The organism is Rothia amarae (assembly GCF_042677725.1).
Taxonomy (GTDB): domain Bacteria; phylum Actinomycetota; class Actinomycetes; order Actinomycetales; family Micrococcaceae; genus Rothia; species Rothia amarae.
In genome coordinates this window covers 40,180-63,348 of the sequence record NZ_JBHUCN010000015.1, presented here as the reverse complement: position 1 = coordinate 63,348, position 23,169 = coordinate 40,180, and the positions used below count along the sequence as shown (strand labels likewise).

Genomic DNA, 23,169 nt, shown 5'->3' with positions numbered 1-23,169 from the left:
TAATATAAATGAAGCCTCGAAAACACGCGGTTTTCGGGGCTTCATTTTTACGTCATAAACGATAAACAACCTGGTCAGAGCAAATATTTACTGCTCACCGTATTTCTCCTCCAGTTGCTTGCGCACTTCGCGTCGCAGGGTCTTTCCCAGCATAGAGCGCGGCAAATCCTCGACTTCAAAGACCTTGCGGGGAACCTTATAGCGAGTGAGACGACCATAGCAGTGCTCACGTAACTCTTCCTGGTCGATGGCATACCCCTCAGTGGGAATAACTGCTGCCACCACGGTTTCTCCCCCGCCCTTGCGAGGAAGACCCACCACGGCGGCGTCCTTGACCGAATCATGTTGGCGCAAAGCCGCTTCTACCTCAGAGGGAGACACGTTGAACCCCCCGGTAATAATTACTTCTTTAATGCGGTCAACCACATAAATAAAGAAATCTTCATCAACCTTCACGATATCCCCGGTGCGTAACCATCCTTCGGGAGTGATCGAGCTACGGGTCTCTTCTTCACGCTTCCAATATCCCTTGAAACGCTGGGGGCCCCGTACCCACAGTTCGCCTTCTTCCCCAAAGGGAACGTCCTCTAAGGTATCGGGATTCACAATTCGCAAATCGGTGGAGGGGAACGGGACGCCGATAGAACCCGCACGTCGTGTTCCGTTCAGCGGATTACACGCCACCAGGGGCGCGCATTCAGTGAGGCCGTAGCCCTCTACTAAGAAACCACCGACGGACTCTTCCCATTCGCTCACCAATTCAGGGGGAAGATTCATTGCGCCAGAGACCGCATAGCGGATTCCCTTCAGCGAAATGTTGCGGCTTTCCGCCTCATCAAGAAGACGGCGGTACACAGGAGGCACGGCAGGCAAAATAGTTGGCATTACCTTTTTCATTGCCTTGAGCATCAAATCAACATCCACCGTGGGGAAGATGACAAGACGGGCCTGACAAACCATCGAGATGCTCAGCCCCAGAGTCATACCGTAAGCGTGGAAAAGCGGAAGCACAGAGTAAATAACCTCATCATCCCCCGGCTGAATCCACTCTTCGCCCATGCGGGCATTTGCCTCCAGGTTTCGATGCGTCAGCATCACACCCTTAGGTGAGCCAGTGGTGCCCGAGGTATAGAGCAGCAGGGCGAGATCGGAAGCAGTTGGACGGTGATGGTTCGCGTCCAACGGAGCAAATTTTAGAAGAGACTTCCACTGCTTTGTGCCGGGTGCGGACCCCTCTAGTTTTTCGCGAGATTGACGTGCAGACTTCAAGGGAAGCTTCAGCGCCGCTCGCATATGCATCGGCATCGCCTCAATCATGTTCACCGCAAAAATGGTTTGTGGGCGAACATCAGAAGGCAAAGCCGTAATGTTATCGGCGACCTTGTCCCACACAATCGCCACCTTGGCGCGGTGATCTTCGAACATATGGCGCAGTTCGGTGGAGGTATAGAGCGGATTATGCTCAACTACTACGCCGCCCAAACGCAACACAGCATAAAACGCCACCACATGTTGCGGGCAGTTGGGCAAAATAATAGCTACACGGTCGCCCGCGTTGACGCCTGCCTGGCGCAAGCCCTCGGCGACCCTACGAACTTCTTCCCCCAGCTGGAAGTACGTCGTCGTTGCTCCAAAAAACTGGAGAGCAACTTTTTGCGGAACCTCTCGAACCGCTTTTTCCAGTAAGTAGACCATAGAAGTTTCGGCGAGATCTACGTTGTGAGCTGTCTTCTCGTTATAGTTCTTCGTCCAAGGGCGGTGTGCCAAAGGAAATGAATCACTGTGCTGGGTCTTTTCGGCTTCATGCATACATAAGATTCTGCCATGAAGCATAGGGGTTTGTTCATAAGCTGCTTTGTTGCCCCCATTTTCCCCCTTTTTCCTGCGATACTAGGGAGATGGCTAAGAAGAAACAGCCTCCGTATACCGAACAAGAAATACGCGAGGTCATGCACGAAATCATTAAAAGACTCATCATTGCTGGTCTCGTCCTCATTGCGGTGGGCCTTTTGATTATCGTGGCGCTGAAAATCTGGGGAGGATAACGTGGCGGAACGACAGTTTGATTTGATGATAGCCGGTAAGGCATATAAGCCTGACGCCGAGTGCGTGGCTCTCTACGAGAACGCCGCTCGGTTAGCTCACCGCTACACCGAGGTTTACTACAGCGGTTCCTCCGAGCGTCGCGAAATTCTCGAACAGCTCTTTGGTTCCATTGGCAAAGATGTTGAATTTCGCCCCACTATTCAGGTTGATTACGGCATCAACACTTTCATTGGCGATGGCTGCTTCTTCAACTACAACACCGTAATTTTGGACGTCGCACCCATAACTTTCGGCAAAGGGGTTTTGGCTGGCCCTAATTGCCAGTTTCTCACCCCCACGCATCCGCTGAATCCCGTAGACCGCAAGAACCTCTGGGAAGGTGGGCTTCCCATCACCGTGGAGGATAACGTCTGGTTCGGAGGAGGAGTGACCGTCCTTCCCGGCGTCACCATTGGAGAAAACTCAGTAATCGGTGCCGGGGCTGTGGTTACCCGCGACATTCCTGCGAATTCGGTCGCCGTGGGCAATCCTGCGAAAGTTATTAAAACGATTGACCCCAATGAGCGCCCCGCCAGCGGTCAATTTAACCCTGCCGAGCTCGGTCTATAACTCCCTCTCTATGGGGCTTAGGAAAGTAAACTCATGTCTGAACCTTTTAACTATCGTTTTCAACGCGACAAAAAGCGTGCCGCCCGAGACCAGTCTGCGGAAGAATGGGATTCAGTTTTTTCTGACGAGAACCCCACCCGTGTTCTCTCACCTCAGGAATCTCACGCCGATGACTACTCGGCCGGTTCCTATCGCTCAGAGCCGCAAGACTTTGGCAACGATTTTGATGACCGAACCGAGGTTCTCAACAGCAACGACATCGAGAACCCTTCTACAGAAGACATCTCGGCAACGCGCAAGCGTCGAACTTCGCCCTCTAACGCAGCCACGTGGAGCGATGCAGATCGTACTGAGCCACTCTCCCCTGCAGATTATTCGCCAGAAACCGCTTCTTATCCCGCCACCGAAGACACGCGAGTGCGCCCGGTAGCTGCTGAGCCGGCATATGCGCCCGCCCGCACTCGAAGTGCTGGGGCTTACGAAGACGAAATGCCCTTGAGAGGTATCTCTGAGGACGCCGCTAAAGCCCGCAATTCACGTATTCATTTCTTCCCAGCATTTTTAGGCTGGCTTGCCACCTATTCGCTACTCACCTTCAGCGTTTTCTTCCACAGACTCATCAATCAAATCTTCGGGCTAGAGAACTTTTCGAGTTTCCCCCAAGCTTTTGCTCAGGCAATCGGTCTTTTACCCGGTTCAGGTAGCGCTCCGTGGACCTGGTTTATCATTGCCTCAATTTTGATTGTTCTCAGTGCCGGTTGTGGAGGCTACGCCGCCGCCCGCATGGCTCGCTTTGCCCCGGCAAAGCAGGGTTTCGGCGTCTGGCTGTGGCATCTGGGGATGGTGCTGTTGGCAACCATCATGACTTTCTTTGCAGGTTCACTGATGGGGACGGGCGAGCCCCAGTTGGCACTTCAAACTCAGCTAGACGGTGCTGCCGGACAGAACATCTTGGGCATCTTGGTGGTGATTGGTCTGATTCTGATAGGTGCACTTCTGGGGTCTTTCTTTGGACCGCGCTACCACCGCAGAATTGTTCGTCAGTCCCAGCAACAGAGGTAAATAATCCCGGAAAAATACGCAACCACAGCCGTCGTTTTAAAGCTGTGCCGAGCTACCTCTCCAATTTTTCTCACCTAGAGAAATTCCGTTTCATCCGAAAGTATCATCTTTTGCACTACAGGTATTATTTTGCGGTATTGTTTCCCACAGACAAACCTGCGCCATGCTTACCGCTATAAAATAGCTGGCATAGACAACACACATGGATAGCAACACCGCACAGAGCCTGTGCACTTATTTGGGGGAAAAATGAACGTTACACGCGTAGCAATTGTTGACGATCACGAAGTCGTACGGGAAGGCATGCGTGCGGTTGCAGAAAAATCTGAAGAAGTAGAGCTAGTTGGAGCTTCCCCTACCGTCAATGATTTGCTCGTCGCGCTAGGTCGCAATCCTCGTGATCCCGGCTCCGCGGATCTGGGGAAAATCAAGCGTGAATGCGACGTCGTGTTGCTTGATCTATCGCTTCAAGACCGTTCACGCCCTTCAGAAAACGTTGATTTGTTGCGTCAGGCTGGCATCAAAGTTCTAATTTTCTCTATCGGTGAGAACCCCGCGTTGATTCGTGAAGCGCTGAAGTCAGGTGCGTTGGGCTTGGTTCGTAAGTCTGAGCCTCTCGAGCATGCGCTAGGTGAGGCTAAAAACATTGCCGAAGGCAAAGCTGTAGTAACTAAAGAGCTCGCTGCTGCAATTGATGGCGACCATGAGTTCTCCCGCGCTAATCTTTCTCCTCGTGAGCAAGAAACCCTCCGCCTCTACGCTTCCGGTTTTGCGCAGGTACAGGTAGCTCGCCGCATGGGCATCAAGCAGTCAGCAGTAAAGACCAACATCGACCGCATCCGCGAAAAGTATGCTCGCGTTGGCCGCCCTGCTCCCACCAAAATTGACTTGCGTATCCGCGCCATCGAAGACGGTCTGGTAGATACGATGGAAGACGTCAAGAGCGCCGAACGTTACTTCTAATCCCAGCACACGGTGAGTTGGCTTCCTCTTCAGAGCTAACTCACCTTTTCTTCTGGAGATTAATGTTGGTTAATCTCTTCTCCCCCTGATTCGCCCCGCAATCTTCACGAGGTCCACTATTGGAACAGGTTCGCACCGGTGCAACTAAAGACCTTGCTCAGTCTCTGAGAACTACCCCTTGGCGGTTTCCCCTCCCCCTTGCTAGCGGACAGAGACATTTAGCTGGTCCTTCTAGCTTCGGTCTCATCTACGCCATGGAAGTGTTTTTCTCGCTCCTTGCCGTAGCGATACTTTTCCAGGCGTTTATCCCGCTCACTACTAACCCCCTCAACTTCGCGTGGTGGCACACCATTTTTGTGGCAGCCTTTCTCTTCCACGCTGCATGGCTAATTTATGTGGGGTTAAGACGGGAATATTCTGCTGGATCAGTTGCTCCTGCCGCTTACATTACATACGGGGCATACGTCTTTTGGCCCTTTGCTCTCACTGACAATGCTTACAGCGCTCACCCTTGGTGCTGGCTCATTGGGCTCTACGGAATGATAGTTCCGCTATGCATGGGCGGTTTTAAAGCCATCTTCCTTAATGTGCTGGGATATTCTTTCGCCTTATCGTTTGCTCTTATTGGCGGCAAGTTAGCTCTCGGATTGCCTGTGGAATGGGCAGAGGTGGGAACTCAAGTTTTCTATCTCGCCACGCTTGCAACCATGCTCGGAACTGTTTTTGGGGTAGCTCGAATCTACGCTGAACGCTCTGATGTGTTTTATGCAGAAACACTCGCAGCCCAGCTACAGCTCACCCGAACCAGAGACCAGTCTCAGGACCTTCAAGAGTTCGACAAACTGGTTCACGATAACGTCATGGCCGCGCTCTTGGATGCTAGCCGTAGCGAAGGCCCCATTGCCAATCGGACCCGAGCCCTCGCCCGTCGTGCTATTGGAGTGCTAGAAGAAGAAACTAACAAGGTACAGCCCATGCGGCCGGTGACCTTCCAAGAGTTAACCGAGCAAATTGCCACCGGCGTGTACCCCTGGAACTCTCGGTTACGTTTCGTCTCCGACGACGTCGAACTTTTCCCAAAAGCCAATCCTTCCTCCCCTATTCCCCCGGAGGTAGCTCGTGCGTTTACCCATGCCGTCACAGAGGCCGTCTCGAACTCTGCCCGGCATTCAGGCACCCGCACCACCCAAATTAGCGTACGCACCGAACGACGTCGCCCCTCAGGTACCGCTCGAACGGCAGATGAAGTCTCATACATCTACTGCACCGTCACAGACCACGGTCAGGGGTTCAACATGAAAAACCTGGATATGCGGCGCATGGGTGTGCGAGTATCTATGATTCGATCGATGGAAGAGGCAGGCGGTCAGGTGACCATCAAGTCAGCGCCTTATCGAGGAACTGAGGTTACCGTACAGTGGCCAGGAGAGCAGGATAATGCTTAATCAGTATTATTCCCACCGCTTGTTCCGTACAGGAGTCGGCGTATTTTTTGCCCTGGGTCTGTTCAGTTTCTATATCTGGTATTCGCAGTTTGCACTCATGTCCCCATTGGCATGGGTTCCTCTTTTGGCGTGCATTATCCTCTCATTCACGCTCGTACTGTTTCCCACGAACACCAAACGGCTTCCATTTTTTATTACGCCGCTAATCCTCTTGATTGCTATGGTCACGCTTCAGATGATGCTCCTTCTTCTGCCGCATAACTTGACCCAGCTCAGTATTTTATTTCCGCTGCTCTACTCGCTCTCGATGTGTAGCACCCTCATCTTGCGTGACCATGCGGTTTCTCCATGGGTTCTCTTTGCCCTATCCATGTTGCTCGTGTTGAAGTGGCATCTTGACGTTTTTATTTCGTCTCTTTCTATCGCTGCAGAATTTTTGGTTCCAACCGCCATTCTGGGAGGCATGCATGTCTTCAAACACCAGATTCAGCAGGCTTCTCACAAGGCCAGGCAGTCACGCATTTTGCTCCAGCATGCAGAATTTGGCAGAGAACACGAAGAGGGTGTAAGTTCCGTAGCTGCGCATCGCGTTCAGGAAGTACGCTCTCTTACTGAGGACATGCTGCACCGGATTGCGTACAACAGGGAACCTGTTACCTCTGATGAGATTAACGAATTTCGTTTTACCGAGGCTCAGTTGCGAGATACTATTCGCGGTCGCCACATTGTGAACAAACAAATTCTTGAGGCGGCGATGGCGGCACGATGCCGGGGCGCCAAGGTAGATATTTTGGACGAACGCGGTGAGCCCCTGCCGCCCCACATCGTGGAGGTTCTGACCCCGTGCGCAGTTGATTTGCTCGATGATGCTTATGGAGGCACCATCACTATCCGTGCCTTCCCTCCCGATGATCCCACCGCAGTTATGTTGGTACACGACGGTAATTCGGAGGACGATGAGCCCTCTGCTGTTGAAATTGCCCAGCATTCCGGCGAAATTGAGAGGTTCTAAGAAACACCCACGAAGAAGCCTGGCTCATCGTATTTGAACTTTGTAGGCATAATAAGAATCTTTGTAACCGAGTATAGGGACATACAAAACCTATTGTTTTTGACAGACTTATAAGTAGTTGAGAAATGCGAGTCGGGGGACTCGTACGTTCTAGTGATGTTGGGGGACGGATCTAGAACACTTCTCAACCTAAGGTATCTAGCTGATTCCTTGCTTTTTGGATTTTATCCAAACGGTTCCTGGGCTTCTTGGGGGAGATAGTCTAGCGAACCGGACTGCAAGGTATGCGCCTTAACGTACTCGAGACCTCAGCTTTTAGCTGAGGTCTCCTACGTTTAAGGTATTTAGATACCTGCTAGGCGTCCCTTCTCATCTGAGGAGGGACGCCTAGCAGTATCTAGAGCTGATATTTACTCATCGAGAAGCAAGGCTGGCTCTTCCATAATTGCCGCTACGTCTGCCATAAAACGAGCGGAAAGATCGCCGTCCACCACACGGTGGTCGAAAGATCCTCCCAAGGTAGTAACCCAGCGGGGAATAACCTCGCCATCCACTACCCACGGTTTCTGCTTGATAGTACCGAAAGCTACGATAGCTACTTCGCCAGGATTAATAATCGGAGTTCCCGTATCAATACCTAGCGCACCAATATTCGTGATGGTTAGCGTTCCATTGCTCATCTCTGCAGGCTGAGTCTTACCTTCGCGTGCTCGCGTGGTGAGTTCATTGAGCGCAATAGCTAGCTCTCGCAGCGAAAGATCCTGGGCATCCTTAATATTAGGAACCATAAGACCGCGCGGGGTTGCCGCGGCAATACCGAGATTCATGAAGTGTTTGAGCAAAATTTCTTGGTCAGTCCAGGTGGCATTCACCTGAGGATTTCGTGCAGCCGCCCAAATAACGGCTTTTGCCAGAATCAAAAGCGGGGTCACTTTAATACCCTCAAAGTGGCGGGACTTCTTGAGGCTACGCACAAATTCCATGGTGCGGGAGGCATCGACGTCCACGAAAATTGAAACGTGGGGGGCATTGAACGCCGACTCCACCATCGCCTTCGCCGTAGCTTTACGGACACCGCGTACCTTGATGCGCTCAATACGGTCTCCCCCGGCACCCTGAGGAATCCAGAATGACTCTGGCAGAGTGTCTTCGTGGTCTTCTTCGCGCAGGTGAGCTACAAAGTTGAGAAGATCGCGCTTAGTCACCTGCCCGTCATCACCGGTAGGAGTAACCTCTGCAAGGTCCACACCCATTTCCTGTGCTGCTTTACGAACTGGCGGTTTAGCCAACGTATGACGACGCGGTATAGAGCCTACCGGCTCATTCGCCACAAGATCTTTTTCAGCAGTATTGGGGAAACGACGCAGGCCGCCCTCAATCAGAGCAGATGCCCGTTCGGTCAATCCACCAATTGACTCACCTAACGAGCCGCGCAACAGCTTACGTTCCTGTTGAACTGCATCCAGATGAGGCGAGGTCTGCTGAGGCGATTGGGAATCGGACGAGGGGGCGGAAGATGCCGCCAGCGGTGCAGGTACCACAGGGCGCTTACGGGCACGACGTTTCACTGGATCCGCTTTAGGACCGGAACCCACGAGATTTTTCGTCTCTCCCGGAGTATCAGCGGCGAGGTTATGGGGGCTAGTTTCTGCGCCTCCGGTTGCGGTGTTTGCTTCTTCAGCGTCGTCGGCAGGAGCATCGGCGTCCGCCTCAGATTGAGCGCTATCGGCAATAGTTACCAACGCCGACTCAACCTCTACCGTTTCCCCCTCTTCAGCGTGGAGAGTCTGCACTACACCTTCAAAAGGAGAGGACAGCTCTACTACTGATTTGGCAGTTTCAACCTCCGCCAAAACATCATTAATCGCGACGATGTCTCCCACCGCCACCTTCCAGCTGAGGATTTCCGCTTCGGTGAGACCTTCGCCCACGTCGGGGAGCCTAAAAATTTGAGACATAGCGTTCCTTCGTATGGTTCTTAGCTATTAGTAAGCGAATGAGCGGTCGATAGCTTCCAGAATACGGTCAATCCCAGGCACATATTCTTCTTCACTCCGAGGTACTGGATAAGGAGTATGGAATGCGCCCACGCGCAGCACCGGAGCTTCCAGCGAGTAGAAACAACGCTCAGTTACCGCCGCAGAGATTTCAGAAGCAACACTCACAAAGTTATATGCCTCCTGAGCTACGACTAACCTGCCCGTTTTAGCTACAGATGCACAGATTGTCTCGATATCCAGCGGCGAGATAGAACGCAGGTCAATCACCTCGACGTCGTGCCCGTCCTCCCGCGCCGCCTCAGCCACAGCAAGAGCGGTAGGGACCATCGGTCCGTAGGAGACCAAGGTGAGATCGCTACCTTCGCGCAATGTAGCAGCGCAGAAAGGATTAAAATCTGTATCGTTAAAATCTACTTCACCCTTAAGCCAGTAGCGGCGCTTAGGTTCCATGAAAATTACAGGATCGGGGTGTTGAATCGATGCACGAAGCATCCAATAAGCATCATGAGCCGACGACGGCGTGACCACCCGCAAACCGGGAGTATGCGCAAAGTACGCTTCAGGTGACTCCGAATGGTGCTCAATAGCTCCCACCGAACCGCCATAGGGCAGGCGAATCGTTACGGGGATTTCGTACTGTCCGTTAGTGCGCCCTCGCAAACGAGCAAGCTGAGTGGTGATTTGGTTAAAAGCGGGGAAGACAAAACCATCAAACTGGATTTCTGGCACAGGGCGGTAACCGCGAAGAGCCATACCCACCGAGGTACCGATAATCCCAGCCTCACCCAGCGGCGTATCCATCACGCGGCGGGGACCAAATTCTTTTTGAAGACCATCGGTCACGCGAAAGACTCCGCCGAGCTTACCGATGTCCTCCCCCAGCGCTAATACCTTCGGATTCTCGGTCATCTCATCATGAAGGGCACGGGTAATTGCTTTTGAAAGAGCAAGGTTCTCTGTGGTCATCTCTTACTCCTCCTCAAATCCCGCGTTGTATTCGCGGTAAAAACGGCGGTCATTTTCAGTTTGGGTGTGGGGTTTTGCGTAGGCGAAGTCGAAATTAGTCTCATACTCGGCTGGCTCTGCAACTAAAGCTACCTGGCGCACTTCGGAGGCAACCTGTTGAGCTTCCTGATCGACACCTTCGAAAAAGCTATCGTCTGCCAGCTTGTTATGACGCAAATATTTTTCCAGCCGAATCAGTGGGTCACGCTGGGCATACTCATTTTCTTCTTCACCCGTACGGTACTTCGTGGGATCGTCGGCGGTAGTGTGAGCGCCTAAGCGGTAAGTTTCCGCCTCAATGAGTACAGGACCTTCTCCCGCGCGAATCTTCTTCATGGCGTAGCGGGTAGCGGCGGCAACCGCCAAAACGTCGTTACCGTCTACACGTAATCCTTCGATACCGTAGCCAGCAGCGCGAGTAGAAAGAGGCACCCGCGACTGAGTTTTAAAGGGCACCGAAATAGCCCACTGGTTATTCTGAACAAAAAAGAGGACGGGCGCGTTATAAGAAGCGGCAAAAACCATCGACTCGTGGATTTCGCCTTCAGTCGAAGAACCATCACCAAAGTAAACCGCTACCGCAGCAGGCTGAGCATTCTCCTCCGAAGCGGAGAACTGACCTTGGCCCATCTGCTTTTCACCGGTTGTTTCCTCTAGCTCCCGGTCGAAGTTGAGCGCCATAGCGTATCCCACTGCGTGGGGAACCTGTGCCGCTAGCACCACGGTATACGGGTGAAAATTATGTTTCTTGATATCCCAAGGGCTGGTCTCGGATCCGCGGAAAAACTTCACTAAGTCGGTGAATTCCACACCGCGAGCGAAAGCCAAAGCATGTTCCCGATAGCTGGGAACCACATAGTCCTGGGGTAACAGACCCATTGCTGAGCCAACTTGGGCAGCTTCCTGCCCGCGGGAGGGCGCCCACAGGGACATCTGCCCCTGGCGCTGCAACGCAGTAGCTTCGTCGTCAAACCGGCGAGTAACCTTCATCTGACGGTAGGCCTCTTTCAGCTCAGCTTCGCCTACGTCTTGAACATAAGGGCTGAAAGTGCCGTCCTCTAAAATAGCTCCTTCTTCATCCATGATGCGAAGAAGCGGTAAAACGCCGGGATAGATTTTGCCCGAACTTTGCTCAGGTGTCAGCTCTGCTGACATGTGGCCTCCCTACTGTGTTTCTATTAGCTCTGCATTAACCCTATTCCTGTTTTCTCCTAAAGAACCCTAAATATGGTCACAGAATAATTTTCTGAGAGGCAGGGCACCCTAGTTGCCTCGGGATTAGGAGCCCTCAGTACAAATAAGATGCCCTTATGCCTCATCAGAACTTACTTTTAGCCCATATAGAGTTACGGTTTCTTCGGTCCATGTTCGAAGTTCTGGCACAGTGAAATGAAGCGGGTATTCGCTTCGTCTTCACCAATACTGACGCGTACACCCTCGGTACCAAAAGCTCGCACAGACAGTGCGACTTCCTCGGCTCGTCGAGCAAACTCAGGAGAGTGCTCGCCCAATGCCAGCCACACGAAATTAGCGCGGGTCTCAGGAATCCACCAACCTAAATCTTCAAGCGCTTTTTTGACTCGCTCTCTCTCAGAAACTAAGTGCCGCACCCGATCCATCACTACATCGTGGTGCTTTACCGAGGCGATAGCAGCCTCTTCCGCCAGAGAAGTCACTGCAAAAGGAGTAGCGGCAACGCGAAGATACTGGGTTATCTCCGGGTGAGAAATTGAATAGCCCACACGCAACCCAGCCAAGCCCTGGGCTTTAGAGAAAGTACGCAACACTACGACGTTGGTGTAGTCGGGGTAAATGTCCAAACCGTTGACCGGAGGTTCTTCACCCTCTGGAATTTCTGAGGCGGAGCAGAACTCGAAGTAAGCCTCATCAATTACTACCACCACGTGGGAAGGAACTTTCTCTAGGAAATCCCGTACCTGGGTTTCGGTAAGCGCCGGACCAGTAGGGTTGTTAGGAGTACAGAGAAGAATGACGCGGGTGTGCTCAGTGATAGCCGCCAGCATTGCTTCTAAATCATGTGAACCGTCAGCTTTATTGGGAACCTGGATACTTTCAGCACCGGCTAGCCCCACACAAATAGGATATGCCTCGAACGAGCGCCACGCGTAGATAACCTCGTCTTTCTTACCGTCGTCCTGGGCGCCAGCGAAAGTAGAAAGAATCTGGATGAGCGCGCCCAAGCTCCCACCACCAGTCACAATATCCTCTGGATCAACACCTAGCTGTTCGCCCAGAACCCCACGCAAACGAGTGGAGAGGGGATCCGGGTAGCGATGCACAGTATCAAACTGGGAAAGAATGTCAGCAACTTCTGGTACAGGTCCCCAGGGGTTCTCATTCGAAGAAAGTTTGAACTGCTCCAGCCCCTCTACCGCTACAGGAGGCTTGCCCGCTGCGTATTTAGGCAGCCGGTCAAAAACCGGGCGGGGAGAAGGATTCAGCTTACTTTCCGTTTCAAGATATGCATTTACATCAGTCATGGTTCTCATCATAGTTGTTCTAGCTCACACAGTCTCTACCCTTATATGAGTTCTCGCTTGTTGCTTTCAGTATGGCATTTCTCTTAATTTTTAGAAGCTATATTCTAATACTGATACATATTTTAGAATTTATGTTCTATTCTTAAGGCATGAAAGCAGTGATTCTCGCGCGCCTCACTTCCCCAGCGCCCGCAACTTACCCCACCGCCGACGTCCGCGTGCCCGCAGGGTTCCCCTCCCCCGCCCAGGACTATTCAGCAACCACCTTGGATTTAAACGAGGTTCTCATTCATGATCGAGCAGCAACTTTCATTCTGCGCGTTTACGGAGATTCCATGGTGGATGCAGGAATCTCAGATGGGGACGAAATTATCGTAGATCGATCCCTTGAACCTCATGAGGGCGCCATCGTCGTCGCAGCATTAGACGGGGAATTCACCGTCAAAAGATTCCGCCGCAGCCCCGACGGTCAAGGCTGGCTACTTCCCGAAAATCCCGCCTACCCCGCTATCCCCATCTCTGAATACGCAGATTTTATGATTTTTGGAGTAGTAACGAGGTGCCTTCACCATGTGGGCTAAAGCCCTCTCTGCTAAGGATTTTCAAAACCACCCTCCGCCCGCCATCCTTCACGCCCAGAACCAGAGTTCGATATCCTGCCAACCCAGCAGTCCTCCATCCTTGGTTCTCCCCGAACATAAGCCTCAGCTACTCTACTTCCACGTCGACATCAACTCTTGCTATGCCTCCTGCGAGCGCATTCTCGACCCTTCATTGAACGGCAAGCCTGTAGTAGTGCTCTCTAATAACGACGGTTGCATGGTGGCGCTCTCAGCAGAGGCAAAAGCAATGGGTTACCGGCTGGGGGAACCCTGGTTCAAGGTAAAAGAAGGAGCTGAAGCGCGAGGGGTTATTGCCCGGTCGTCGAATTATGAGTTATACGGCGACATTAGTAACCGGGTAATGGAGGTTTTGCGCGAGTATGCCCAGGGGTTTGAGCAATATAGCATTGACGAGGCGTTTCTGACGGTTCGTCTATCTACTCGCCAAGCCGCGCATATTGCCCGGTGCATCAAGGACGATATTGCAAGACGCATCGGCGTGCCGGTGTGTGTAGGGGTTGCTGCTACTAAAACTTTGGCCAAACTCAGCAATAAGACCGCTAAGAATGTTCCCCGCCTGGGCGGGGTATGTGTGTGGAATCTACTGCCCTCTGGACGCCGTGCCCATCTTTTCCACCATTTACCGGTGGATCAGCTATGGGGAGTTGCCTCAAGGACTCGCAAGAAATTAGCCAGCATGGGAATTATTTCTATCGGAGATTTAGCGACCGCCGATCTTTCTACTATTCGTAAACGGTTCTCTATAGTGCTCATGCGCACGGTATTAGAGTTGCGGGGGACGTCCTGCATCCCCTTAGAACCAGTGCGGAAATTTAAAGATCAGTTGATTTATTCAAGATCGTTCTCTTACCCCATTGTTGATCGAGAAGATATGGCTCAGGTAATGAGTGTTTATGCGCAAAGGGCTTCTAAGAGATTAGTTCGCGATGGACAGCAGGCGAAACTTTTGACTGCTTTTTGCGCTACAAGTTTTTACGGGAAGAACATGGTTTTCCCTACCTCCGCGGTCACGTTACAGGCACGAACCGCTGACCCCGCAGTGCTGACTAAAGCAGCGCTTACTCTATTAGATCGTACCGATTTTGATGGTCCCCGTTATGCAAGGGCGGGGATTATGCTGACGGATCTCGCTCCGGAGGATTCCTCTATTGCATTTGAGATGTTTCAGTACAGTCATGAAAGAAGAAACGTTGCCTCTCTGATTTCTCAGGTGGAAGAAAAATGCGGGGAGGGATCACTCGGCTTAGGCAGAGCGGGCTTCACTCGTAAACCGGTGTGGGAGATGAAGAGAGAGCTTCTCTCGCGCCGAGGAACGACACACTGGGATGAACTAGTGAGAGCTTCCGTACGCTAGCGGGGATTTCATCAACGCATCGACCTGCCAGATACCAAGAAATTACTTTTATTCGAAAGAATTTTTACTTTACACCAAAACTTTTTCAGGGAATAATGAACACCATGACATCTCAACAGAAAAAGTACGACGAACACTCCACCGCTGGTGCCTACGTACATTCTGGCGAAGAATTCGACCGCGATACTAACTACATCGAAGATCGCATCGTTGCTCATTCTGGCATGGGCCCCGGTGAAGATGACCGTGAACATGGCATCTGGCCAGTAGAGAAGAACCGCTACCGACTCGTGGCTGCACGCGCTTGCCCCTGGGCTAACCGCACTCTCATTGTGCGCCGTCTGTTAGGTCTGGAAGACGCCATTTCTGTAGGATTGCCCGGTCCTACTCACGACGCGCGCTCCTGGACTTTTGATTTAGACGAAGACGGAAAAGACCCTGTATTGGATATCGAGCGCTTGCAAGAAGCATTCTTCAACCGCTTTGCAGATTATCCACGCGGAATTACCGTTCCTGCCATTGTTGAGATTGACTCTAAAGCGGTCGTCACCAATAATTTCCCTCAGATTACAGAGGACTTTGCGAAAGAATGGAAGGAATTCCACCGCGAGGGCGCACCTGATTTATGGCCTGCTGAGCTCGAAGATGAGATGCGTCAGGTCATGCAGTACATCTACACCGAGATTAATAACGGAGTCTACCGCTGCGGGTTCGCCGGTTCGCAAGCTGCCTACAAGAGAGCTTATGACCGACTATGGTCTGCCCTGGACTGTGTAGAGGAACGACTTTCCACCCGTCGTTATCTCATGGGAGATTACATCACTGAGGCAGATGTCCGCCTGTTCACCACACTGGTACGGTTCGACGCCGTCTACTACTCCCATTTCAAGTGCAATCGTCAGCCGCTCTTTAGTATGCCGAACCTCTGGGGCTATGCCCGCGATCTTTTCCAGACCCCGGGCTTCGGAGACACAGTAGATTTTGAGCAGATTAAGCGCCATTACTACTACGTTCACGAAGACATCAATCCCACCCAAATTGTGCCCGTTGGTCCTCGTACCGACGGATGGTTGACTGCCCACGACCGCGAAGAATTAGGGGGCTCCCCTTTCGATGAGGTTACAGGAGCGACCCCTCCCGCAGAGGTACGCGACAGCGAACGTGTAGAAGCTGGTCACAACCCTCTTTACCCCGTAGCCAACTAGGCTTTAAAGAGCCGGTTTGAGTGCCGGAGTAAAAGTCGAGAACCGCTCCGCCTGGGAAGAAGCCTGGAGAGGTTCAGAATACTGGGCGGAGGGGTTTAAGACCCATGCAAGAGCAGGGCTTTCTACCCCTGTATAAAGAAAAGCCTTGGGAGACTCCCCCAGCGGATCCACATATTTATCGTAGAATTCTGTGGATGAGTAGTCTTCTGGGAGCCCTGGTAATTTTGCCCCTTTGGATGCCGTATTGTTCAAAATTTTTTCTGTGACATCGTAGGCTCCTGACCCAATTCCCAGAGCGCGGTTCAAAGAAATATCCTGCTGGGAAGTCCCCGGTGCAAACGAAGAACCGCTGACTTCATAGTTTTCAGTACTCGCCATATGATCCCGTATATCCAACAAAGATTGTTCCGGGATATGTGATTGAGGGATAGCTTCAGTAGCAGTGGTGTACTCATCATACCCGTGAACAGGCATACTCGTGACTAACTTGATGTGTTCATCGTTTTGCTCAAGATGGTCTACATCCCGTTCCTTGAATTTTTCTATGCCGTCGGGAGTGATGTCATAGTTCGTCTCGATAGTCCGAACATTTTTGCCTCGGTCTGGGTAAGTGGAAGAGCCTTGCAGATGGGGTACGGGGTCGTTCCTGTCTGCCACAATCATGGTGGGAATATTGGGGGAAACTTTCATATCGCCCGTCGGTCCGCCCTGCATATAGAGGTAATTGAGCTTGTATTTCTTCACGAATTCCTTATTCGTAGATAAGGCGCTAACGGTCGCTGCTCCTTGGCTAAAACCACCCAGGTTAACAGGCACGTCCGAAGATATGCCGGCGTCCGAAAGAGCTCGATCTACCAGCTGCATCATGGCTGTGCTTTCTTCAAGGGTATCGAGGTTATCGGCATTGATAGAGGCAACGTTCGTGCTCCAGGTGCTGATCCCACCGCTGTAGGCAGGCGAATCTGGGTCCGTTCCCGGCACATAAACATTGGCAGCAATCGTGTTACCCTCACCATCTCGGACTACTTGTACCCGTAGTCCGTCGTATTCGATGATTTCTCCATCACCGCCATCGAGTGCGTCCATCGCGTCCTCGCCTTTACCGACCAACTCCAGGTTATGAGCCCACTGATAGGGGGTTACTGGAACAGCGAACATAGGCTGGGTAGCATCTTCATACTCTTTTTTCCCCTCAAGCTTCTCCACGCGCACGCTTGAGTCATTGAGGTCTCTGACAACCCCGGTCTTGACGCCGAACTCTTTGAGGTACTTCCCCACGTCACGTCGCCATGAAGCGCTCATGCCCAGCTCACCCATTCGTTCGTCCCGGCGTTTACGAGCGAAAGATTCACCGTTCATTTTCAAATCGGCATAGTATCCCATGCCGAAAAGAGCTCGCGCTACTAGAGGGGAAACTATGCTGGCGAACGGCACTTTGTCGGCTATCTTTTCGCCTAAGACGCCGCCCGTCGCCACGCTTTTGCCTGCCAGATAGAGTAGCCCGGGCACATACCCCTCAGGACCTTGGAGAATCTCAGTGGCAAGGCGCTCTGCATCAATATAGTTATTCCGCGCAGTTTCTACCTTGGCTGAAAGGGTTTTATGCCCCTGGGAGAGAAGGAAGAATTTCGCGCCGGTGGCGGTCAGAATAGCACCGGCATGTAGGCCCTCCCCTGTGGGATCAAAAGAAAGCAGGGCTGTCACTTGGGCGGCAATCAAAGAGACGTCCACCGCTAAATCTTGGTTCGTTTCCCCCGCGGTTTTGAGTTGCTCTACAACTTCAGTCAGGCTGTCAGTATCTACTTCGATACGTGCCATGCACATGTTTTGGCTCATCAGCGTGCTCCCGCGGTTAAGGTATTTTGTACAGAGGAAATCAGAGGGCTGTGAATCAGCGATTCCAAATGAGCCTGGGCGGAACTCACCAGAGGGTTGGTCAGAATATCGGGAAGATGATCTGTTGCCCCCTCTAAGCTGCGCAATCCCTGGTCTACCGCAGCCCCAGCGCTAGTAATATTCGCCGCCAACGTTTCTAACTCTTGAGCAAGCGCCTCGCCCCCTATACGAGTTTTCGCAGCGGCGTCAGCCAGCGAACGCTGAGTGTCGCACTGTTCTTCATTAGAGGTATCCAGCGAATCCCGAAACTGAGTAGCGGCGTCCGATACCCACTTGACCGCGTACATTCCATCAAGTTGAGCTGAGACCTGCTCGCTCTCTGCCTGAAATGCTTCGATATTTTGCGCCAAAGTCTGCGAATATATACGAACTTCTTGCGCTAACGTCCATACCTCAGCAGACACCGGCCCGCTCACGCCGCTTCCTATACCCGCCGACCATGCCACGCTCATGACGGATTCCACACTCAACTGATTCCCTCCTCGAACTGTTTATTTCAGGCTAGGGTAAGGGTTCCTGAAGGAGGAGAGCATGAAAGAAATCTGTGGATAAACCCCCTCAAAAATGTCTTATAAAGTTATCCACACCCTGCTGGTACCTTATTTGCCGGCGTCGCCGTCTTCATCTTTGATATTCGACCAGGTTTCTACCGCCGCTTCGTGTCAAAATAGGACTATGTCTCATCGTGATAATTGCACCACCTTGCCCAACGGCCGCCATTCACTGACCGGCGCCGGTCTCGCCCTTGGTCCTCTCGACGGCCGATACAAATCAGCAACCGAACCATTGGTTGATTACCTTTCTGAAGCCGCGCTGAACCGCGACCGCGTGCACGTAGAGGTCGAATGGTTTATTTACCTCTGCGATCACAAGGTCCTGCCCGGTCTTGAACCCCTCACCGAAGATCAGAAAAAGGGTCTGCGTGAAATCGTCACCGAGTTCACCGAGGAATCCACTGCAGAACTGGCTGAAATCGAAGCGGTTACCGTGCACGATGTCAAAGCCGTTGAGTACTTCATCGGCCGCCGCTTAGAGAAGCTCGGATTAGAACGCCTCAAGCCCCTGGTTCACTTTGGGTGCACCTCCGAAGACATCAACAACCTCTCCTACGCGCTAGGCATCAAGGACGCCGTCAACAATGTGTGGCTGCCAGCAGCTCGCGATCTGGTAGCTCAGATTAACGAGATGGCAGAAAACGCTAAAGACATTCCCATGCTTTCTCGTACCCACGGTCAGCCCGCCACACCCTCCACTTTGGGCAAAGAATTAGCAGTATTTGCCTACCGTTTGGGCCGCCAGGTTAAGCACGTGGAAAATGCTGAGTTCTTGGGCAAAATCAACGGTGCTACCGGCACTTTCTCTGCACATGTCGCATCTGTTCCCGGTGCCGATTGGCTGAAAGTTTCTGAAGAATTCGTGACCGGACTGGGTCTGGACTGGAACCCACTCACCACTCAGATCGAGAACCACGACTGGCAGGCAGAGCTGTATTCTTCTATCGCGCATTTCAACCAGATTCTGCATAACCTGTGCACCGATATTTGGAATTACATTTCTATCCGTTTCTTCCGCCAAATTCCTGTGGAAGGTGCGACTGGCTCATCGACTATGCCGCATAAGGTGAACCCGATTCGGTTTGAGAACGCTGAGGCTAACCTAGAAATCTCTAATGCCCTGTTGAACACTTTGGGCTCCACCCTGATTCAGTCGCGCTGGCAGCGGGACCTCACCGACTCGTCGTCCCAGCGTAATATCGGTGTGGCTTTTGGTCACTCCATTCTGGCGATCTCGAACGTGGCGAAGGGTCTGGCTCGATTGGACGTCGCAGAGGACGTCATCGCTGAGGATCTCGACCAAAACTGGGAAGTTCTCGCCGAAGCTATTCAGATGGTCATGCGCGCCGAGGCAATCGCCGGGGTCGAGGGTATGGAAGATCCTTACGAACGTTTGAAGGAACTGACCCGAGGACAGCGCGTTGACGCTACCCGTTTGAAGGAATTCGTCGCGGGGCTAGGTCTTTCTGCCGATGCCGAAAAGCGCCTCTCAGAGCTCACCCCCAACACCTACATTGGTATTGCGCCCGAGCTCTTGAAATTCGCCCAGTAAATAGCGCATTCGCTGAAAGCGACCAGGGAAGTGCTCTTTTGACCAGTATTTGCTGGTCAAAAGAGCATCTTCCTGGTCGCTTTTAAAGCAGTTGCCTCCCTAGACTAGAGACATGACAGAACTCGACGACGAACGCCAGCGCACCCCCGACCAGCTCCGGACGGAGACGTCCTCCCCCGCCGCGCGTCCGCACGTCGGTGCATCCGGCTCGAACGATGCGCGCCCCGCTGCCGATGCTAAAGAACCACTTGCCATTCGTCGCATTCTCAAGCTACGCCGCAAAAACCCCGAAGCTACACCGGCGGAAATTTCTGATGCGCTCGATCAACTTTTTATTCGCGATTTTACGCTTGTGGGCGGCGCAGAAGCAGGTGTCAATAACTTGGTGCCCGGCGCTGTAACTGCCGTTACCCGCAACAGCAAGGTTGCTGGTCTCACCCGAGCAGCTACCCAAATCGGCGCGGTACAGGGTATCTCCACCTACACTCAAAAAACCGCCCAGGGAGTGAGCACAGCGGCACACGTCGGTTCCTCCCAGGCTATCAAGACCTATCTTTTTGCCCAGGCGCTTCTGCACCACCTTCCCGTGGATAACGCCGACGATGCCGCCGCCCAAATTCTCGGCGGGGACATCCACCAGTTACTCACCACGTTAGAACAACCTATTGCACGCCAGCCCCACCAATCAGGAGCTTCGCCGTTGAACGTGATCACGGCAATTTCACAGATCGGTTTGCGCAATCCGCAGATGTTTTTGCTGGTCAAGAGCGGTGAACAGTTGGTGAGATCCGGCGGCTCGGTAGTGGAAAGCTCTAAGGCTCGGAAGGAGTTTGCTCAGCAGCTAATAGCGCAGGCGAAAGAGGTACTCGGGGAAACGCCTGCCGCTTTCCCCGATCGGTTCATCCAGGTCATTGAGCCTGAGGTAGATAAGGCTCCGGAGAATATCGAGGCAACTCCCGCCGAGGAGGTTGCGGCAACCTCTGCGGAAGAACTCGAACGTATTGCCACGCAAAACTCTGCCTCGGTCAAGGGCGCTCGCTTAGCTGCCAAGATGTTTGCTAAGGGCTCTGAAAAGACCGGACTGTTTGGTTTCGGAAAAAAGTAAAATCACATCAAAATGCCTCCGCTCTCGAAGAAGAGCGGAGGCATTTTTTGTGGGATGAGAGGCTTATTCAAGCGGTTAAGTCGCCATGCAAGCACAGCAACGGTGAACTAACCTTCTCGCCTGCCTCGCTGGCGCTCGCAAAGGCGATTCATGCCAGACCCAGCCAGTTCACCTTACTGCCGTGCTTGCATGGCTTTTACCCTTCAGAGTGCCTCTCCCACCACGCTCAATTACTTGGTGATTTCTTCGGCAGAGTCTTTTTTCTCTGCTTTTTTGTCTTCGAATTTTGGTGCACGTTCGTTAATCTGCAGTGCGGCGGGGAAAGTCGCAGGAGCTTCACCGAAGGCTTTCTGAGTGGACTTGATAACCTGTTTACCCAGGGCGAGGTTTGCACCGCCACCCACTACCGCGCCGATGCCGAAGGGTAGCGCGCGTCCGAGCAGTGCGCCGGACCGGCGGGGGAGGAAGCGCTTCACAAACATGTTGCGGATGGTGCGCTCCACGCTGAATGCCTTGCCGGAGTCTTTTTTGCCCATCATCAGACCCCATTTGCTGGTGATTCCTGAAGCGGAGCCGCTTTGAGCTACCAGCGAGTTCATCAGGCTGGCGCCGTCTTCGCCGAGCATAATACCCATGACCATGGTGCGGGCTTCTTCTTCGCTCAGGTTATCTACGCCGTTCAGCTCAGCAATTGCCTGGGCGAACAGGGCCGTGCGTTCCAAATAGCCACCTACGGTTAGCACTGAAAGCCCTACCGAGGTTGCGGTGCCGATACCTGGCACAAAAGCCGAAGCACCGATAGCTCCGCCGCCCACGGTGACGTCGCGAAGGTACTGCTGCTCCAGGCGCTTAGCAATCTGGGAAGGGGTTTCGTTGGGGTGCTTCTCCCGCATCTTCTTCACCATGGAAAGCACAAGGGGGCGCTGGATGCGCAGCACAGTGTCAAGTGTTTTAGTGAGAGCCGGCTTGGGATTGCCGTCTTTATCAAAAGCATTCTTCGTAGGATTAAACATGATTAAAGTAAATCATCTCCCTACTTACTTTTCTTGCAATCCACCCAAAAATTTGCCCACAGCTCACTCCCGCCTACCCGTTCTAGGCAGATGGGCTTTAAGTTGCCCCCTTTGCCCAGATGACTAAACTAGGTGAGGGCCAAAAAGCACAGAGGGAGTTTTATGAAGAACAGAGCATATCCAGGGTCCGCAAGATCAGGCATCAGTGCAGGCGTTGGATTAGTGCTTCTCTCCGCCACTTCTATTCAATTTGGTGCAGCTTTCGCAGTTTACCTTTTCCCTCATATGGGTGCGTGGGGAGTTACTGCTTTCCGTCTCGCCGTTGCCGCATTTTTTATGGTACTAGCGATTCGCCCCCGGATTCGGGCGTGGACGTGGATTCAATGGCGGGCAGTTCTTCTCTTCGGAGTATCTATTGCCGGTATGAATGCGGCTTTTTATCAAGCTCTTTCTCGGATTCCGCTCGGTTTGGCGGTCGCCGTAGAATTCGCTGGGCCGCTTCTGCTCTCGATGGCGCTTTCCCGGCGTCGCATCGACCTCCTCTGGTCAGCAATAGCAGCACTTGGCCTAGGAATTCTGGGGGTAGAAGCTCTCTCCGGTGCTGATGCGGTGAATCCCCTGGGTGTTTTGTACGCTTTCATAGCCGGACTTTTTTGGGCAGGATATATTCTCTGCAGTGCTCGGGTAGGTGAAGTTATCGACGGCGCTAGTGGGCTTGCAGCCAGCCTTGTGATTGCCGCTTTGTTGGTTCTTCCCTTTGGCGTCTCGGGAGCAGCTGTGGCTTTCTGGGATCCTCAGCTCATTCTTTTCGGCGTGCTCACCGGTATTTTGTCATCGCTTGCCCCCGCAATTTTTGAGTTTATGGCGCTGCGAAGGGTGCCGCGAAATATCTTCAGTATTTTGCTAAGTCTTGAACCTGCCATCGCCGCTCTTGGCGGCTGGCTTCTCTTACAGCAGGAAACGGGACCGGTGCGGTGGTGCGCTATTGCCCTATTGATTTGTGCCAGCATCGGCATTACCCGCACCAAACCTATTGAAGTATCTGTTGCCACCACTGAGCTTGAGCTCTTGGGCTACGACGAATCTACGGCAACCGGCGCTCTACCTACCCTCGTCGGATTCCAAACTCCTGTAGATTTAGAAGACCCCGAACGCCCCAGCCCGCTCACACAATCTATCCGAAAAATTGAACTCCCCGACGACTACCGCCCTGAGAACTAAGCC

At 52.7% G+C, this 23,169-nt stretch carries 20 protein-coding genes; 12 read left to right on the top strand and 8 right to left on the bottom strand.

The window, feature by feature from the left end:
* Window positions 1-87 precede the first annotated feature (87 nt).
* Entirely contained in the window at window positions 88-1,809 is a 1,722-nt protein-coding gene (locus ACFR81_RS09995; protein WP_343876363.1) for a long-chain-fatty-acid--CoA ligase, read from the bottom strand.
* Between the two features lie 89 nt (window positions 1,810-1,898).
* On the opposite strand from ACFR81_RS09995, the gene ACFR81_RS09990 reads away from it, so the two are divergent.
* From ACFR81_RS09990 to ACFR81_RS09965, 6 genes are all read left to right on the top strand, one after another.
* Complete coding sequence (locus ACFR81_RS09990; RefSeq protein WP_158004390.1) at window positions 1,899-2,045, top strand: hypothetical protein; 147 nt, start codon at window positions 1,899-1,901, stop codon at window positions 2,043-2,045.
* 1 nt (window position 2,046) lies between these two features.
* Window positions 2,047-2,655 carry a sugar O-acetyltransferase gene (locus ACFR81_RS09985; RefSeq protein ID WP_318275020.1) on the top strand — a complete coding sequence of 203 codons (609 nt, stop codon included), beginning with the start codon at window positions 2,047-2,049 and terminating at the stop codon, window positions 2,653-2,655.
* Between the two features lie 33 nt (window positions 2,656-2,688).
* Window positions 2,689-3,717, top strand: coding sequence for a hypothetical protein (locus tag ACFR81_RS09980; RefSeq protein ID WP_343876362.1), 1,029 nt, complete (start codon window positions 2,689-2,691; stop codon window positions 3,715-3,717).
* Window positions 3,718-3,966: 249 nt separating this feature from the next.
* Window positions 3,967-4,680, top strand: a complete 714-nt coding sequence (locus ACFR81_RS09975; RefSeq protein ID WP_151145199.1) for a response regulator transcription factor — start codon at window positions 3,967-3,969, stop codon at window positions 4,678-4,680.
* A 119-nt stretch (window positions 4,681-4,799) separates the two neighbouring features.
* Window positions 4,800-6,125: a sensor histidine kinase gene (locus ACFR81_RS09970; protein WP_343876361.1), complete on the top strand. Its 1,326-nt coding sequence runs from the start codon at window positions 4,800-4,802 to the stop codon at window positions 6,123-6,125.
* Window positions 6,118-7,137: a hypothetical protein gene (locus ACFR81_RS09965; protein WP_068169309.1), complete on the top strand. Its 1,020-nt coding sequence runs from the start codon at window positions 6,118-6,120 to the stop codon at window positions 7,135-7,137. Before ACFR81_RS09970 ends, ACFR81_RS09965 begins: the two co-directional genes overlap by 8 nt.
* 410 nt (window positions 7,138-7,547) lie before the next feature.
* Here the strand turns inward: ACFR81_RS09965 and ACFR81_RS09960 are convergent, their stop codons facing one another.
* The 4 genes from ACFR81_RS09960 to ACFR81_RS09945 form a co-directional block, all read right to left on the bottom strand.
* Window positions 7,548-9,095, bottom strand: coding sequence for a dihydrolipoamide acetyltransferase family protein (locus tag ACFR81_RS09960; protein ID WP_343876360.1), 1,548 nt, complete (start codon window positions 9,093-9,095; stop codon window positions 7,548-7,550).
* Between the two features lie 27 nt (window positions 9,096-9,122).
* Window positions 9,123-10,103: an alpha-ketoacid dehydrogenase subunit beta gene (locus ACFR81_RS09955; protein ID WP_068169314.1), complete on the bottom strand. Its 981-nt coding sequence runs from the start codon at window positions 10,101-10,103 to the stop codon at window positions 9,123-9,125.
* Between the two features lie 3 nt (window positions 10,104-10,106).
* Window positions 10,107-11,297: a thiamine pyrophosphate-dependent enzyme gene (locus ACFR81_RS09950; RefSeq protein ID WP_343876359.1), complete on the bottom strand. Its 1,191-nt coding sequence runs from the start codon at window positions 11,295-11,297 to the stop codon at window positions 10,107-10,109.
* A 191-nt stretch (window positions 11,298-11,488) separates the two neighbouring features.
* Window positions 11,489-12,643: a histidinol-phosphate transaminase gene (locus ACFR81_RS09945; RefSeq protein ID WP_343876358.1), complete on the bottom strand. Its 1,155-nt coding sequence runs from the start codon at window positions 12,641-12,643 to the stop codon at window positions 11,489-11,491.
* A 149-nt stretch (window positions 12,644-12,792) separates the two neighbouring features.
* On the opposite strand from ACFR81_RS09945, the gene ACFR81_RS09940 reads away from it, so the two are divergent.
* From ACFR81_RS09940 to ACFR81_RS09930, 3 genes are all read left to right on the top strand, one after another.
* On the top strand, window positions 12,793-13,224 hold the full coding sequence (locus ACFR81_RS09940; protein ID WP_190617818.1) for a LexA family protein: 432 nt from the start codon (window positions 12,793-12,795) through the stop codon (window positions 13,222-13,224).
* The gene (locus ACFR81_RS09935) at window positions 13,214-14,620 is read left to right on the top strand and encodes a Y-family DNA polymerase (RefSeq protein ID WP_343876357.1); all 1,407 of its coding nucleotides are present in this window, start codon (window positions 13,214-13,216) and stop codon (window positions 14,618-14,620) included. The genes ACFR81_RS09940 and ACFR81_RS09935 overlap by 11 nt, the downstream gene beginning before the upstream one ends.
* 104 nt (window positions 14,621-14,724) lie before the next feature.
* On the top strand, window positions 14,725-15,825 hold the full coding sequence (locus tag ACFR81_RS09930; RefSeq protein ID WP_343876356.1) for a glutathione S-transferase C-terminal domain-containing protein: 1,101 nt from the start codon (window positions 14,725-14,727) through the stop codon (window positions 15,823-15,825).
* A 3-nt stretch (window positions 15,826-15,828) separates the two neighbouring features.
* On the opposite strand, the gene ACFR81_RS09925 is transcribed toward ACFR81_RS09930, so the two are convergent.
* The gene (locus ACFR81_RS09925) at window positions 15,829-17,661 is read right to left on the bottom strand and encodes an alpha/beta hydrolase (RefSeq protein ID WP_068172073.1); all 1,833 of its coding nucleotides are present in this window, start codon (window positions 17,659-17,661) and stop codon (window positions 15,829-15,831) included.
* On the bottom strand, window positions 17,661-18,191 hold the full coding sequence (locus ACFR81_RS09920) for a hypothetical protein (RefSeq protein WP_141669426.1): 531 nt from the start codon (window positions 18,189-18,191) through the stop codon (window positions 17,661-17,663). Before ACFR81_RS09920 ends, ACFR81_RS09925 begins: the two co-directional genes overlap by 1 nt.
* Before the next feature lie 205 nt (window positions 18,192-18,396).
* On the opposite strand from ACFR81_RS09920, the gene purB reads away from it, so the two are divergent.
* Together purB and ACFR81_RS09910 are read left to right on the top strand one after the other, a co-directional pair.
* Window positions 18,397-19,827: an adenylosuccinate lyase gene (gene purB, locus ACFR81_RS09915; protein WP_068172082.1), complete on the top strand. Its 1,431-nt coding sequence runs from the start codon at window positions 18,397-18,399 to the stop codon at window positions 19,825-19,827.
* 112 nt (window positions 19,828-19,939) lie between these two features.
* Window positions 19,940-20,932 (top strand): hypothetical protein, encoded by a 993-nt coding sequence (locus tag ACFR81_RS09910; RefSeq protein ID WP_343876355.1) that lies wholly within the window; start codon window positions 19,940-19,942, stop codon window positions 20,930-20,932.
* A 230-nt stretch (window positions 20,933-21,162) separates the two neighbouring features.
* Here the strand turns inward: ACFR81_RS09910 and ACFR81_RS09905 are convergent, their stop codons facing one another.
* Window positions 21,163-21,945 carry a di- and tripeptidase gene (locus tag ACFR81_RS09905; protein WP_068172088.1) on the bottom strand — a complete coding sequence of 261 codons (783 nt, stop codon included), beginning with the start codon at window positions 21,943-21,945 and terminating at the stop codon, window positions 21,163-21,165.
* Window positions 21,946-22,107: 162 nt separating this feature from the next.
* Here ACFR81_RS09905 and ACFR81_RS09900 point away from each other — a divergent pair, with 162 nt between their 5' ends.
* Window positions 22,108-23,166 carry an EamA family transporter gene (locus ACFR81_RS09900; protein WP_343876354.1) on the top strand — a complete coding sequence of 353 codons (1,059 nt, stop codon included), beginning with the start codon at window positions 22,108-22,110 and terminating at the stop codon, window positions 23,164-23,166.
* Window positions 23,167-23,169 lie beyond the last annotated feature (3 nt).